The sequence below is a fragment of the Tenacibaculum sp. genome (genome assembly GCF_048269885.1).
Taxonomy (GTDB): domain Bacteria; phylum Bacteroidota; class Bacteroidia; order Flavobacteriales; family Flavobacteriaceae; genus Polaribacter.
The window spans coordinates 1-14,721 of the sequence record NZ_JBLWTZ010000003.1 but is presented as its reverse complement, the minus strand read 5'-3'; the positions used below and the strand labels follow the sequence as shown (position 1 = coordinate 14,721).

Annotated in this window: 10 protein-coding genes; 2 read left to right on the top strand and 8 right to left on the bottom strand. The window is 31.3% G+C overall.

From position 1 onward, the window contains the following. Positions 1-14: 14 nt before the first annotated feature. Genes ACN0WY_RS02820 through ACN0WY_RS02810 form a run of 3 tightly spaced genes read right to left on the bottom strand, consistent with a single transcriptional unit; the run spans position 15 to position 3,366 of the window. Positions 15-722: an ABC transporter ATP-binding protein gene (locus tag ACN0WY_RS02820; protein WP_330489509.1), complete on the bottom strand. Its 708-nt coding sequence runs from the start codon at positions 720-722 to the stop codon at positions 15-17. Positions 723-745: 23 nt separating this feature from the next. After that, a complete protein-coding gene (locus tag ACN0WY_RS02815) occupies positions 746-1,999 on the bottom strand; it encodes an efflux RND transporter periplasmic adaptor subunit (protein ID WP_330489510.1) in 1,254 nt (417 codons plus the stop codon). Next, positions 1,999-3,366 (bottom strand): TolC family protein, encoded by a 1,368-nt coding sequence (locus ACN0WY_RS02810; protein WP_417799485.1) that lies wholly within the window; start codon positions 3,364-3,366, stop codon positions 1,999-2,001. Before ACN0WY_RS02810 ends, ACN0WY_RS02815 begins: the two co-directional genes overlap by 1 nt. A 200-nt stretch (positions 3,367-3,566) precedes the next feature. Here ACN0WY_RS02810 and ACN0WY_RS02805 point away from each other — a divergent pair, with 200 nt between their 5' ends. Both ACN0WY_RS02805 and ACN0WY_RS02800 read left to right on the top strand, forming a co-directional pair. Beyond that, entirely contained in the window at positions 3,567-4,946 is a 1,380-nt protein-coding gene (locus ACN0WY_RS02805; RefSeq protein WP_417799484.1) for a sigma-54-dependent transcriptional regulator, read from the top strand. Then, positions 4,936-6,285, top strand: a complete 1,350-nt coding sequence (locus tag ACN0WY_RS02800; protein ID WP_417799483.1) for a sensor histidine kinase — start codon at positions 4,936-4,938, stop codon at positions 6,283-6,285. The genes ACN0WY_RS02805 and ACN0WY_RS02800 overlap by 11 nt, the downstream gene beginning before the upstream one ends. Here the strand turns inward: ACN0WY_RS02800 and ACN0WY_RS02795 are convergent. The 5 genes from ACN0WY_RS02795 to ACN0WY_RS02775 all read right to left on the bottom strand — a co-directional run. Further along, a complete protein-coding gene (locus tag ACN0WY_RS02795; protein WP_330489514.1) occupies positions 6,274-6,981 on the bottom strand; it encodes a 4'-phosphopantetheinyl transferase family protein in 708 nt (235 codons plus the stop codon). The two genes, ACN0WY_RS02800 and ACN0WY_RS02795, sit on opposite strands and share 12 nt — an antisense overlap. Positions 6,982-7,015: 34 nt before the next feature. Further along, on the bottom strand, positions 7,016-7,732 hold the full coding sequence (locus ACN0WY_RS02790; RefSeq protein ID WP_330489515.1) for a thioesterase II family protein: 717 nt from the start codon (positions 7,730-7,732) through the stop codon (positions 7,016-7,018). A 9-nt stretch (positions 7,733-7,741) separates the two neighbouring features. Beyond that, complete coding sequence (locus ACN0WY_RS02785; protein ID WP_330489516.1) at positions 7,742-10,813, bottom strand: cyclic peptide export ABC transporter; 3,072 nt, start codon at positions 10,811-10,813, stop codon at positions 7,742-7,744. Between the two features lie 150 nt (positions 10,814-10,963). Next, on the bottom strand, positions 10,964-11,140 hold the full coding sequence (locus ACN0WY_RS02780) for a hypothetical protein (RefSeq protein WP_330489517.1): 177 nt from the start codon (positions 11,138-11,140) through the stop codon (positions 10,964-10,966). 90 nt (positions 11,141-11,230) lie between these two features. Next, a partial coding sequence (locus ACN0WY_RS02775) for a non-ribosomal peptide synthetase (RefSeq protein ID WP_417799482.1) occupies positions 11,231-14,721 on the bottom strand: 3,491 nt, incomplete at its 5' end.

Sequence of the window (14,721 nt, the reverse complement as noted above, 5' to 3'; positions counted from 1 at the left end):
CTTGATTGTTATAATTAATTTAACATCTCAGTCTTCATTTCAACTGGCTCATTCATAGTTTCTGAAACTATTTTTCCATCGAACAAATTAATTATTCGATGTGCAAACTGGGCATCGTAATCGGAGTGTGTTACCATTACAATAGTAGCTCCTTCTTGACTAAGTTCTGAAAGAAGATTCATGACCTCTTGTCCATTTTTCGAATCAAGGTTTCCTGTTGGCTCATCTGCTAAAATAACTTTAGGGTTTGTAACTACGGCTCTGGCTATGGCTACCCTTTGTTGTTGTCCTCCTGAAAGCTGTTGTGGATAATGTTTGGCACGATGACCTATTTTCATTCTCTCTAACACGGCTTCTACTTTTTGTTTTCGCTCTTGTTTTGGAACTTTCATGAACAATAATGGTAGCTCTACATTTTCAAATACAGTTAGTGTATCAATTAAATTAAAATTTTGAAAAATAAATCCTAAATTTCCTTTCCTTATTTGAGCACGTTGATCGTCTGAAAGCTTTGATACTTCGTGTCCTCCAAACACATATGAACCTGAGGAAGGTTGATCTAAAAGCCCTAGTGTGTTTAACAGTGTCGATTTTCCACATCCTGATGGTCCCATTATCGCTACAAACTCATTTTCTCTAATATGTAGTGAGACCTCGTTTATTGCTAAGGTTTCTACATTTTCAGTTCGGAAACTTCTTTTTAAATTTTTTAACTTTATCATGTTTTCTAGTTGTTTTTTGGTTATTAATTAGTTATCACAATTTTTTCTGCATTTCCAAAACCGTTATAACTCGATGTTATTATTTTTTCATTAGGTTGTAATCCTTCAATTACTTCAAAATATTGTGAATTTTGTTTCCCTAAACGAACGGGTCTTTTAACTGCATAAGCCTCTTCCTCATCTAAAACAAACACATACTGCCCTCCACTACTTTGATAAAACCCTCCTCTTGGTATTAACAGTGCTTTGTTTGATTCTCCTAACTGTAACTTTAAGGTGTAATTTTGACCTGTTCTTATTGTTTCTGGTTTTTGGTCTGTAAATACTAAATCTACACGAAACTTCCCATTTCTTACTTCTGGAAATATTTTTCGTAATCGAAGCGGATAAGACTTCCCATTTCGTTCAATAATAGCTTTGAGGTTTCTCTGAACACGATCTATATAATGTTCATCAATTGCTGCTTCTATTTTAAAATCGGTTAATACATTAATTTGGCCTATTCGTTCTCCTTCATTAATACTCTGACCTATTTCTGCATCTAAGTAACCTAATTGTCCATCGGCAGGAGCTCTTACATTTAAATGGTCTATTCGATCGTATACCATTGATAGTGTTTTGCGCATACGAGCCAAATCAGAGTTTAACTCACTCATCGTTGCTGTTCTTAATTTAGTGTCTTGTTCAGTTTGCTTCAGTACTATTTGATTATTTCGTTTGGCTAACTCATACCCTTCTTTTGCTTTCAAATATTCCTCTTTTGCTATCAATTCTTCTTCAAATAAGGTTTTGTTTTGATTGTATGCTCGCTTCTTTTGAATAAGCTCATAATCTGATTGTGCTAAGCTTTTTTGTCCTTCAATTTGGCGAGCATCAAAATTTAATCTTGTACTTCTCAAATCATTTTGCTTTAAGGCTAAGTTATTCTCACTTGCGAGAATTCTTTCATACAAATTCTGATTCTCTAGCCTTAAAATAATATCTCCTTTTTTAACCATCGCTCCTTCTTCTACCTTTTTTTCCACTACTCTTCCTCCTTCATAAGCATCCATATAAATTGTGGCAATGGGTGCTACAGAACCACTTATAGAGATATAATCATCGAATTCTCCTTGTTTTACTTTTGCGATACTTAAACGATTTTTTTCTGTTTTAAAGGTAGCTTTACTGTATCCAAATAATAATTTCCATATGATAAAAAGAGCTGTGATTACACCAATTGCCATTGCAATATGCTTCTTTTTTATCCCTTTTTTAGTTTCTAATTGAATATCCATTATCTTTTGTTTGTTTTTTTAATATTAAATACCTGAATTCCTCTATAAAATAATAGTGTTTGTTCTTGAACCTTTAATTTTAACTCTACTTGTAAGTTTTCGTTTTGAGCAGTAGCATAGAGATTTTTTTCTGTATTAAGGTCTATTGCGTTAATTAAACCATTACTGTACTTTTTTTGAGCTATCTTAAATGATAACTCTCTTGCTTTTTCTTGCTGTTGTGTTTGTTCATATTCGGAAATAGAAGATCTATAATCTTGAATTAATTGTTCAATAATTTTTCTAAGCTCTTGTTTTTCCAATTCAAAACTATTTTCAGCTTGTAATAATGCTATCTTCTTTTGTTTTATATTAGATCTTCTACTCCAAGCTTGAAAAATAGGAATGCGCAAATTAACACCTACAGAGGTAGAGGCATTATCTTTTAACTGTTTATTAAAAGATATTATCTTACCTGTATCATCTACATTTGTTTCGTAATACCCTGTACCATAACCCAACGAAAAAGATAACATTGGCGCTAAGGCTCCTCTTGATATTGCCAACTCTTTTTTAGCTGATGCTACCCTCGCTTTACTTGCTTTGATAGAGGGGATAAAAAGAGTTGCTTTGTTATAAATATGTTTTACAGAGTGAATTGAATCGTTTTGTTTTTCTTTCCTCCCTAAAGTTGGAATCTCATTTATTTGTATTTGTAATGGGTTTTCTAAATTCATTTCCTGAGCCAACTGAAGTTTTGCGAGTTGTAAATTATTTATGGCTTGTGTTAGTTTTAATTTATCTGTCATGAAAGCAGATTCGGCAGTATAAACATCTGCTCCTGCTTTAATTCCCATTTCCTTTTGTCGCTTAACAAAAGTGAAATTTGTTTTAGAAATTTGCTCTTGTGCTTTAAAAATATCCACCGCTTTTTTAAAATACAACACATTGTAATAGTATTCCATTACTCTAAAGGCCAACATATACTTTTCTTGAAGCGTTTCTTCAGAAAGTGCTTTGTGAATAAATTTGGCAGAGGCTATGGTGTTTAGTTTTTGCCATCCGTTAAAAATATCTACAGAAGCATTTATTGAATAGTTATTAGAAAAGAAATCTGTACTTACAAAAGTGTTATTATTAGGATCTACTGATCTTCCGTATTGTATTGAATACCCCACATTACCTGAAATTCTTGGAAATAAATTTCTGTAGGCTTGTCTTTTGGTTTCCTGTCCTGAATCTTCACTGTATTTAAAATCTTTTATCGAAAGATTATTTTCTATTGCATAATTGATACATTCATCTAAAGACCAACTTTTCTGTGCTAATACTAACATTGGATTCAAGAAAATAAAAATCAATGCGTATAAAATATTTTTTTGTGTCATTGTAATTAAATTGTTAGTTTGCTATATACCAAGATGGTGCCAACAAACACAACCTACTGAAAACCAACACATAAGAAGACGAGGCAAGTAAAAAAACAATTGATTATGTAAAAAATATTTACACTTGATGTCAATTTTTTTGACAAATATTTTTACAAAGTTTATCATTTTAATATCTTTACTAAACAAATTTATAGGCTATGAACCCTGGAAAAATATTGGTAATTGATGATAATAAAAGCGTCCTTAGTGCTTTAGAAATCATGCTACAATCTGAATACAATACTGTAGATTCTATTAGCAATCCGAATCTAATCACTTCTTTTCCTAATATCAAAACTTATGATGTTATTTTACTAGACATGAATTTTTCTGCAGGAATAAACTCGGGAAATGAGGGGCTTTTTTGGTTGAGAAAACTCAAGGAACTCTCTCCTGATACTGCTGTTATAATGATGACTGCTTATGGTGATATAGAACTGGCTGTTAAAGCCTTAAAAGAGCAGGCATACGATTTTATTTTAAAACCATGGAATAATGAAAAACTATTAACAATGGTTAAATCAGCTATGGAACTCAAACAGTCGAAAGTTGAAATTCATAAGCTTAAAAACAAAACTGTACAACTCAAAAAAATAATAGCACAACACAACAACAATACTATCATAGGTAAGTCTGATGCTCTAAAAGAAGTACTCGACTTAGTTGATAAAGTTGCCAGCACTGATGTTAATGTACTCATTACTGGTGAAAACGGAACCGGTAAAGAAATGATTGCTAAAACACTTCATGCAACATCATCTAGGAAAAACGAGGTCTTTATTTCTGTTGATATGGGATCTATTTCTGAGTCTTTGTTTGAAAGTGAGCTTTTTGGTCATTTAAAAGGCGCCTTTACTGATGCAAAAGAAGACCGTATCGGTAAATTTGAAGCTGCTGAATCTGGCACCTTGTTTCTTGATGAAATTGGTAACCTATCTCTCTCTATGCAAGCCAAACTCTTATCGGCTATACAAAATAAAACTATTGTTAAAGTAGGATCAAATACTCCTATTCCTGTTGATATTCGCTTAGTTTGTGCAACAAATTGTAACTTAGATCAAATGGTTTTAGAAGGTGCTTTTCGTGAGGATTTACTCTATAGAATTAATACCATACATGTAAGCTCTCCTCCACTTCGTCAGAGAGGCAATGATATTATTTTATTGGCAGAGCATTTTTTACATACTCTTGCAGCAAAATATAACAAACCTCCTTTTACTATAAGTGAAAAAGCGCAAACAAAACTACTAGAACATTCTTGGCCTGGAAATGTTAGGGAATTGAAACATACCATGGAACGTGCAGTAATTTTGAGTGATGCTACGATATTAACACCTAATGATTTCATTATAAATAGTGCTGAAAAAAAGGAATTGGACGACTCTTCTATTTTTACTCTTGAAGAAATGGAAACAAAACTGATTAACAAAGCCTTATCTCTTTCTCTAGGAAATTTTACAGAAGCTGCCAAAAAATTAGGTATTACCAGACAAACACTTTACAATAAATTAAAAAAAATAAACGCTCATGGTAAGTAAGTCTTATTTTTTACAAATAATTATACGAATATCTCTAATTAGTCTTACTTCTTTAGGAATTTCTCTTGTTTTTCACGACTCATTTTATGGAACTGTACTATTAATAGTCTTCCTAATTTTACAAACTGTTTTTCTAATTTCTTACATCAATCAAGTTAACAAAAAAATTGCTTTTTTTTTCGAAGCTCTAAAAAACGATGATTTTAGTTTAAACTTTCCGGAGTACTCTTCAGGAAGTATTTTAGATAATTTAACTAAAAACATCAACGCTTTTAATCGAAAAATTGAGCGTATTTACGCGGAAAACAGCGCGCAAGAAAATTATTACAAAACCTTACTAAATCAGGCTAATATAGGTATTTTCACTGTTAATGAAGAAGGAACCATTCTTTTTAAAAATTCAAAACTTAAAGAACTTCTAAATTATTCCTCTTTAAATAATATTCGTCAAATTAAAAGTTTAAATGAACATTTATTTCACTTTATTGACACTTCTAAAAATTCTAATAAAACATTAATAGAATTTACGAACGAAAGAGAAACTGAGCAACTAATTGTAAAAATAGCTCCTTTTAAATCATTCACCAATACAATTAAACTAATTACAGTTCAAGACATTAAACAGGAATTAGACAAAAATAAAACCGATTCTTGGATGCGTCTTATTAAAGTTATGACTCATGAAATTATGAATTCTGTAGCTCCAATAACTTCGATTGCAGACTCCCTCTTACGTTATTACGAACCTACCAATACTTCTCCTTTCCAAAATTTTTCAGAAACTGAACAAAAGAATATTTCTAAAGGATTGAATGTTATAAAGACTCAAAGTAAAAACTTATTGCGCTTTGTTGATTCGTACCGCAGTTATATTAGTGTTCCTCTTCCTGAAAAAAGTATTTTTAAAGTACATACACTTTTAGTTGAAGTTCATAACTTAATGCTACCTGAGGCCAATAAAAAAGGGGTTTCTTTTTCTGTGATATCGACTCCTACAGAGTTAGAACTTTTTGCAGACAGACAACAAATAAACCAAGTATTGATTAATTTAGTTCAAAATTCGCTACAAGCACTAAAAACAAACAATACCATTCCATGTAAAATATCTCTTAAAGCCGGTATACATTCTTCAAACAAAAAATTCATACGTGTGACAGACAATGGCCCGGGGGTTCCTGAAGAAATCATTGATGATATTTTTGTCCCCTTTTTTACCACCAAAGAACAAGGAACGGGTATTGGTCTTAGTTTATCTAAACAAATAATGCATTTACATGATGGAAATATTTTACTCTATTCTAAAGAAAATGATGGTACTTCTTTTACTTTATTGTTTTAAATGATCTAAACTTTTTTCTAATTTTTTAAGAATGTTCCTTTTTTCAGCGTCATTATAAAAATCTATATTGATAAGTTCTACATTTACCTTTTCAACATTCGTAGCAACATAGGTTTTATAGTTTTCTGCTAAATGAATTTCCTGCAAGTACCATGTTTTTTCTTTACAAATAGCTTTTTCGTCAAAAATGTGAATCTCTGGAAGCGAGAGCGAAAAGCCTCGACCATCTGCTTTAACTACACTTTCTTTTATTACCCAATAGGTAAAAAATTGTTTTAGAGGATTTGGAGCATCTGAAATATTCTTCCATTGCTCTTCATTCATTACTTGTTTGAAATCTTTAAACCCTATGTCTTTTATTTCTTCTATATCTATTCCTAATTTTACTGTCTCAGAAAGACAACATAGCACATATTCTCCTGAATGAGAAATATTGAATTTTATACCTTCTTCCAGGTACGGTTTTAGGTTGTCTCCGTATTTTATTTTATTTAATATATAAGCTTTGTAACCTAATTTATTATACCCTAGTTGTAAAAGTAACTTACCAAATAAATTTGAATGTTGATCTTCCCAACGTTTATAAAGCTTATTCTTTTCTTTTAATTCTTCAGATAAAAACTGTACATACTCATTATATATTTCAGAAGATAGGCTTTCTGGAAAGGTTGAGTATAAAATATAAACTGTGTGCAACTACTTTTTTTTTTATATATGAATTTGCAAAAGCTTAAGCTTTTGCAAACATTACTAATTCATTGTTAATTACTTTTACGATTTCTTTGGTTTCATCGTGAATAAAAAAATGCCCTCCTTTAAAATATTTTAAGGTACAGCTTCCTATAGTATATTTCTTCCATCCATTTCTTTTTTCTTCACAAAACTCTTCTTCTTTTCCAAACATCGCTGTAATATTAATTGTTCTTGGTTCATATTTTTGAGTATGAATTTCTGTATCTGCGATGCTAAAATCGTTTCTTAGCAACGGTAAAAATATGTCAACCAACTCTGGATATTCAAAAAAATTTGGTGGGGTTCCTCCCAAATTCATTATTTCTTTCTTAAAAGCGTCGTCATCCATTAAGTGATAATTTTTTTTCTTCCTTTCGATATGCGGAACTCCTTTCCCTGAAAAAAAGGCATGCATTGGTAATGGCATTTTGTTTGCCTGTATCTTTTCTAATAATTGATGTACTATTAATCCCCCCATACTATGCCCAAATAGTGCGTAAGGTTCTCCTCCTTTTATATCACTTTCAATTGTATTAAATATATCTTCTATGATTTCATCTAAAGAAGCCATTGGCTTTTCTTTAATTCGTTTTCCTCTACCTGGTAATTCAATAGGTTTAAGTATAATATTACCATCTAGAAAAGGTTCCCATTTATTATAAATCATCGCTGAACCTCCCGCATAAGGAAAGCAAAAAAGTTTTATTTTATTCATAATTCTTTATCAAATTTGTAAAAAATTTTTATCATTTATTAATTCATATTCTTTTACATATTCTCCTTTACCAAAATCTAATTTTAAAATTTTATCGGCGACATCAAAATATTGATCATCGTGAGAAATTGCTATTATAATTTTCCCTTGTTCTTTCATTTTTGGTAATAGTTCTCTGTAAAAATATTTTCTAAATACAGGATCTTGATCTGCTGCCCATTCATCAAAGAGATAAATTGGTTTATCTTCAAGATAACATTGTAGTAATGCCAATCTTTTTAATTGTCCGCCAGAAAGAGAAATCGTACTAAATTTACCGTCTTCTATGTTTACTTTTTCTTGAAGTTGTAACACTTCTAATAGTTCCTTTATTTTATCTTCATCTAAATTTATATCTTCTGCATATATCTTTTGAAAAAGATAAAACGGATTGAATACGGCACTATAATATTCTCCTAATTCTTTTGCGCTTACTCTTTCTCCATTTATAAGAATTTCACCTGATTGTGGAGTGTATAAACCTGTTAATAACCTGGATAGTGTTGTTTTTCCACTTCCATTTCCTCCTATAATAAAAAGAACTTCTCCTTTTTTTACCTGTAAATTTATAGGTCCTACAGAAAATCCGTTCCCGTACTCAAACTCTACAGAATCGGCTTGAAAAGATTCTAGTACGGTAGGAACAGTTATGGTCTTTGATGTTACATTCTCCTCTGTCTCTAATGTAATATCATCTAATAAATTCTGAATCCTCTTCCAAGCAATTTGTAAATGAATTAACTGGGGTATTGCATTAAAAATACCGTTGATAGGACCAATAAGGTATAATAAAATTACTACAAAACTCAATACAAGTCCGTCTTGTACATGAGGGAAGAATTCTGGAATTCCAAAAGCTGTTACCCCTAAGAGTACAATTAATAACGATTCTCCTACAAGAAAGGCATTTATAAATTTAATATTTGCTTTAGTACTCTTATCTCTAAACTCTTCTGTACTGTACTTGAGGTCTTCTTTGTAATTTTCTTTTTTCTTTTTATTAATACTTAATTCTTTGTATCCATCTATCATTCCATTAAGAAGTTCTAGATAAACCGTCTTTGTTTCTCTAGCGATATCGAATAAGCCTTTGGCTCTATTACTAACTACATAGTAAATTGAAGTAATAACACCAATCATTAAAACAGTAACTAAGGTTATCCACATATTCAGAATTGCCATATAAGTAAATGCACCAAAAGCTGTAATTATGTTGGTTGTAATACTTACAAATGTATCTGCAGATTGACCAATTGTACCGATATCATCATCCATTACAGAATACACCCTACCTCTGTCTATTTTTTCAAATTTTTCAAAAGAAGTAAGGAAAACTTTATCTATCATACTTATACGCAAATCATAAATGATATTTTTAGTAACATAAACCATTCTAACTTGAACTATTTTCCTCATTAACAAATATGTACCAGCTGCCAACGCAAAATAAAACAGCATGTATTTTAATTCCATATTACTTTGAAAAGAAGATGTAATGAGTACGATAACTACCATATTTGCTAAACCTGAAATTACACTCAGAACAATAACCTTAGGAGCCACTCTTTTGTACTCGTTTTTTTCAGGAAAAACAGTAGCTATAATTAATGCCATATAACTTAACAGCATACCTGTTACCGCTAGTAGAGCTACGGCTGCAAAACTAAAAGAGGTCCAAACCAAGGCAGATTCCCATGTAAAATTAGCCATGGCAGTTGGTAGTAAATAAATTCCTGCTAAAAATGGAATAAAAGCTAGTAACGATATTAATAAGTCTTTACCTTTTCTTAAGGTTAACCTCTCAAAAGAGCGTCTTCCTTTAACGATATCATACACAATATAACCTATAAAAAATAAGACTCCTAAAAGATATATTCCTATTAAAATTGATACTACAGAAAAACTTTTGTCTTGTGATGCATGCAGCTCTAATGAGTTAATTTTATCTCCTGCTACTAACTTGAGTAAACGATCTCCTAAAATTTGAGTATAATCACTATTTGCATTTGCTAGCAATACAACTCCAGCATTTTCTTTTTTTCTAAAACCTACAAAAGAAGAGAAGTTGGGATTCATTCCCCCATGATAAACTGCATCATCTCCTCTTAAAGAAACCTCCCAACCATAAGCATAAGATGCTAATCCGTGTGGTTTTACCGATTGATCTCTTGTATGTGATTTTGTAATTATATCTTGAAATTGGTTATTCTGTATCCCCATTTGATATTGCAGCCATTTCGTCATATCGTCGATATCGGACACAATATATCCAGCAGGCTCATTCCCTTTATAAATTGGAGCATCATAAGGTCTGGCTTTAAAGAAACTAATTTTATTACCAATACTCATTCTATCTTTAACTTCATCAGAACCCACATAGGTATCTTTAAGTTCTAAAGGAAACAACACCTCGTTTTCAACATACACATCGTAAGGCATTTTTGATACTTTCTCAATTAATAATCCTAAAATGTCATAGTTTATGGTAGCGTATTCATAACTAGTACCAGGAGCTGTACTTAACTCAATTCCATTGATTTTGTCTACGGTATTTCTTAATGCTTTTTCACTTCTATCCTCAGGAATGAGAGATAATGTTTCCCAAGGTATTCCACTTGTATGGTGAAGTAATTGTTTTATTGTAATTGGTGTTTCTTTCCCTTGAAAAGTAACAACGAACCAAGGGAAATAATCTGACACATTTTTAGCTAAATCTATTTTCTTTTCTTCAACTAATTTTAGGATAGCCAAAGCTGTGTATGCCTTTGTAGTAGACCCCAGTTCAAAAAGGGTATGATTGGTTATTTCTTTATCATTGTTTGTAGTTTGATACCCTAATGTTTTTATTTCTTTATGATTGCCTTTGACAATACCAATGGCTATACCTGGAATATCTCCCTCTTCCATTAATGCTTCTATTTCAGAAATCATTTCTTTAGAAAAAAGAGAACTTTTTTCTTTCACTTTTTGTCCAAATATAATTCCTGAACCTAGGAAAATAATTAATAAAGCTATGGTATAACGTATGTTTTTTTTGTACATCTAAATTCTAGTTATTTGGTGTAGATTAATTAAGCGTTTTTTGATTTTTAATAATAACTATTTTAAGCGATAAAATACAACATTAAGTAAGTGTTTTACCCGTTTAAAATAATTACTAATTTTAGTTAAGACACCATTATTAAATTTAATTTACTTCCCTCCAGTAAGATCGTGCAATGCTTGACTACAACATGCTGGGTAACAAATTTCACACAAATAAGAACCTGCTGAAATAGATCGAGAACCTGCTGAAATAGATTTCATTTTTTCGTTAGGAAATATTTCATTTTTCCCTTTTTTAAATTCTTGTAAAGTTGATTTACACATCGTTTTTAAATTAGTTAAGTTATTGCCTACTCGTATAGCTTTTCGGCTTCCGCTATTTTTTAATTATTTTTCTTTAGTTTTCTCATTTTCTTACTCAATGATGATCTCTGTAGTCATAAAAGCTAGAATTTTCTTGGAAAGTTCTTCTACATTTTCTTTCTGAACCATTGTAAAGTGGTCTCCAGAACTTGTTTCAAATATCATTCTTGAATTTTTTGATTTCCAACGTTTTACATTTTCATCTTTAAACTCATAATTATGTGATTCTGCCTGTATTAAAAGTGCTTCATAATTATCATTCACTATTTCATAATCTAATGTTAAGTTTGTTAAGCACACCTTAAATAATTTTTTAAAGGTTTCCATGTAATCATCAATTTCAAAATACGTTTCTAAAAAATTAAATACTACTGAGCTAATTCCTTTTTTAGAAATATTATTTTTCATTTCAAAAAACTCCTTTTCAATATGCTCTCTTTTACATCCTTCTTTAGGAGTAAAGAATTCTTCTCGTAAATAGCGTTCTAATAAAAAAGATACATGTTCTCCTATTTGTTCTTCTTTCACTGGTTGAATTCCTAATTGAGAATCTAACATTGTTAAAATTACGAGTTCCTTTTCGGCATCTAATTGCCTTTTCATTTCTAAGGCTATGATTCCACCATCTGAATGTCCTACAATAGCATACGGTCCTTTAGGCTGTACTTTTCGAATTTCTTCAATGTTTTTTCGAGCCATTTCTTCAACACTTGACAAAGGCAATTCCTCTCCTTGCATACCATAAGCTTCTATTCCATAAACGGCTCTGTTTTCTCCTAACATTTGCGCCAAATCATAATAGTAATCAACCATACCATATAGTCCTGGTATAATGTAAATTGGAGACCACTCTCCTCCCAAACTTAATTGCTTTAGCCTACTATTTTTTTGTTTGGCACTAAGTACAAATTGACTCACAGCTTTGCTAAACTCTTCAATCGTTGGATACTTAAATAACATCTGAAGTTCTAACTCTTGCAAGCCTAACTCTTTTTTAATTGCTACTTTTAGTTTTATTAGTAGTAATGAATGTCCTCCTAATTCAAAAAAGTTATCTTTTATACTAACCTTATCGCAATGTAAAAGAGCTTCCCATATAGTCGCTAACTTACGTTCAGTTTTATTTCTAGGGGCAATGTATTCAGATTTGTCTCCTTCAATTTTAGGAGCTGGTAAAGCTTCTATAGCTACTTTTCCATTTTCTGTTAACAAAATCTTTTCTATGAAATGATACCCTACAGGAATCATATAGTCTGGTAAATGATTTGCTAACGCTGTTCTGATTGTTTCTTTATTTAGATTTTCTGAAACGACGTAAGCAACTAATTGTTTTGTTTCCTTATGGTCTACAACAATAACTTTTGCTTGTCTTACTCCTTCAATTTCAAGGAGTTTATTTTCTATTTCTTCCAACTCTATACGATAGCCTCGAATCTTAACCTGCGTATCTTTTCTACCTAAGAACTCTATATTTCCATCTGGCAACCATTTACCTAAATCTCCAGTTCGATACATTTTCTTCTTTTCTTTAAATGGATTGACTACAAAATGTTCAGCTGTCAACTCTGATCTATTTAAGTAACCTTCTGCGATTCCTGCTCCTCCAATATAAAGCTCTCCTACAACTCCTTCTGGTTGTAATTTTAAGTTTGCATCTAAAATATATACTTCCCTATTCCATATAGGTTTCCCTATAGGAAGACGTTCTAATTGCTTTTCTACTTTATAGTATGTTGCACATACTGTAGTTTCTGTAGGTCCATAGGTATTATACACTGAAAATTTAGAAATCAGGTTATTCACTTGGCTCCATTTCAACGTATCTCCTCCACTTATTAAAATTCTTAACGAAAGTTCATAATCTTCTATATGCTCATTTACATACTCTAACAAATATGGGTTAGTACTAAGCACAGTAATTTTATGCTTTAAACAATCTAACACCACTTTTTCAAAATCTCTTCGTTCTTCTGTAATAACTAGTTTTCCTCCAACTCCTAATATTGGAAATATTTCTTCTATTGAAGTATCAAACGAAATACTGGATTGTTGTAAAATACTATCTGTTGGTTTTAACCCAAAATATCCAATCACTGTATGTACATAATCTGACAAGGCTCTATGTGAAGTCATTACTCCTTTTGGTCTTCCTGTTGTTCCTGAGGTATAAATCATATAAGCTAAGTCCTCATTAACAATGGTAGGTACATTAACGTTTTTTATTTTTAAAAGAGAGTGTTGTTTGTTAGTTGCAATTGAAAGAACTTTTGTTTTTTCTAAACTGAGCGCTTCCAATTTTTTAGAATCATTCGCAATTAAACATTTTATTTGAGAATCCGAAATTATAAAGTTTACTCTTTCTTCTGGATATTCTATGTCTATTGGCACATATACTCCTCCCATTTTTAAAATCCCTAAAATACCTATAGGAATAGAGATATTTCTTTCTACATAAAGTCCTACAAAATCATGAGGTCTTATTCCTTGTTCTTGTAGCATTAATGCGACCTCTGTTGAACGATAATCTAATTCTTTATAGCTTAATTCTTTTTCTTCATAAGCTATTGCTATAGAATCGGGGTTTAACTTGACTTGTTTTTTAAATAACTCTAAGAAAGAACTCTCTTTATAATAAGTATTTACAATACCTTTTCCTACATTATTTACCAGTTTTTCCTTATCTTCTTGAGTTATAACTTCAAGATTTATAAGCTTCTTTTCCGCACTATTTAAAACCTGATGAATACAATTTTCAACATATTTTATATAATTTTGAATGGTGCTTTCTTTAAATAAAGCTGTACAATAGGTAACGGATAAAGCTATTTCTTTCCCGTTGTCTGAAGCATTAAATTCTAAATCAAATTTAGAGACTGTATTTTTGCCTGATTGGTATGACTCAATTGTTCCTTTTTCTACTTTGTCTCCTACTTCCTCTTCGTATTGATATGTAAACATCACATCAAATAACGGATTACGACTAGCATCTCTAGATAACGAAAGGCTTTCTATCAAATCTTCATATTGATATTCTTCGTGTTCAAAACTTGATAAAACCAATTCCTTTACTTCCGATAAGTAATCTACATAACGTTTTTCTCCACTTGGAGCACTGCGAAGTGCCAAGGTATTGACAAACATCCCAACCATTTGTTCTACATCTGCATGGCTTCTTCCTGAGGTAGGAGTACCAATAACTATGTCTTCTTGACCACTTAATTTACTCAATACTATTTTGTGAATAGACAGTAAAAACATAAACATCGTTACATCTTTTGACTCTAATAAGTTTCTTATCTTTTTTGTCAATTCTGCCGTAAGAGTTATACCTGTAGAGGATCCTAGATCGTTTTTAACCCTTGGTCGCATGTAATCATAAGACAACGTTAATGGTGTTACTTTATTTACATACATTTTCTCCCAATACTCCTTATCTTTTGCTTGTTGTTCTTTGTGAACCTCGCTCTGTTGCCATTCTGCATAGTCTTTATAGTGTAACGATACTTCTGGTAAAGCTTCTCCTTCGTATAAACGAGCAAACT

What these genes read in the sequence shown, in the direction of transcription:
- ACN0WY_RS02820 (WP_330489509.1), bottom strand. Translation starts at nt 722, where the DNA reads ATGATAAAGTTAAAAAATTTAAAAAGAAGTTTCCGAACTGAAAATGTA.
- ACN0WY_RS02815 (WP_330489510.1), bottom strand. Translation starts at nt 1,999, where the DNA reads ATGGATATTCAATTAGAAACTAAAAAAGGGATAAAAAAGAAGCATATT.
- ACN0WY_RS02810 (WP_417799485.1), bottom strand. Translation starts at nt 3,366, where the DNA reads ATGACACAAAAAAATATTTTATACGCATTGATTTTTATTTTCTTGAAT.
- ACN0WY_RS02805 (WP_417799484.1), top strand. Translation starts at nt 3,567, where the DNA reads ATGAACCCTGGAAAAATATTGGTAATTGATGATAATAAAAGCGTCCTT.
- ACN0WY_RS02800 (WP_417799483.1), top strand. Translation starts at nt 4,936, where the DNA reads ATGGTAAGTAAGTCTTATTTTTTACAAATAATTATACGAATATCTCTA.
- ACN0WY_RS02790 (WP_330489515.1), bottom strand. Translation starts at nt 7,732, where the DNA reads ATGAATAAAATAAAACTTTTTTGCTTTCCTTATGCGGGAGGTTCAGCG.
- ACN0WY_RS02785 (WP_330489516.1), bottom strand. Translation starts at nt 10,813, where the DNA reads ATGTACAAAAAAAACATACGTTATACCATAGCTTTATTAATTATTTTC.
- ACN0WY_RS02780 (WP_330489517.1), bottom strand. Translation starts at nt 11,140, where the DNA reads ATGTGTAAATCAACTTTACAAGAATTTAAAAAAGGGAAAAATGAAATA.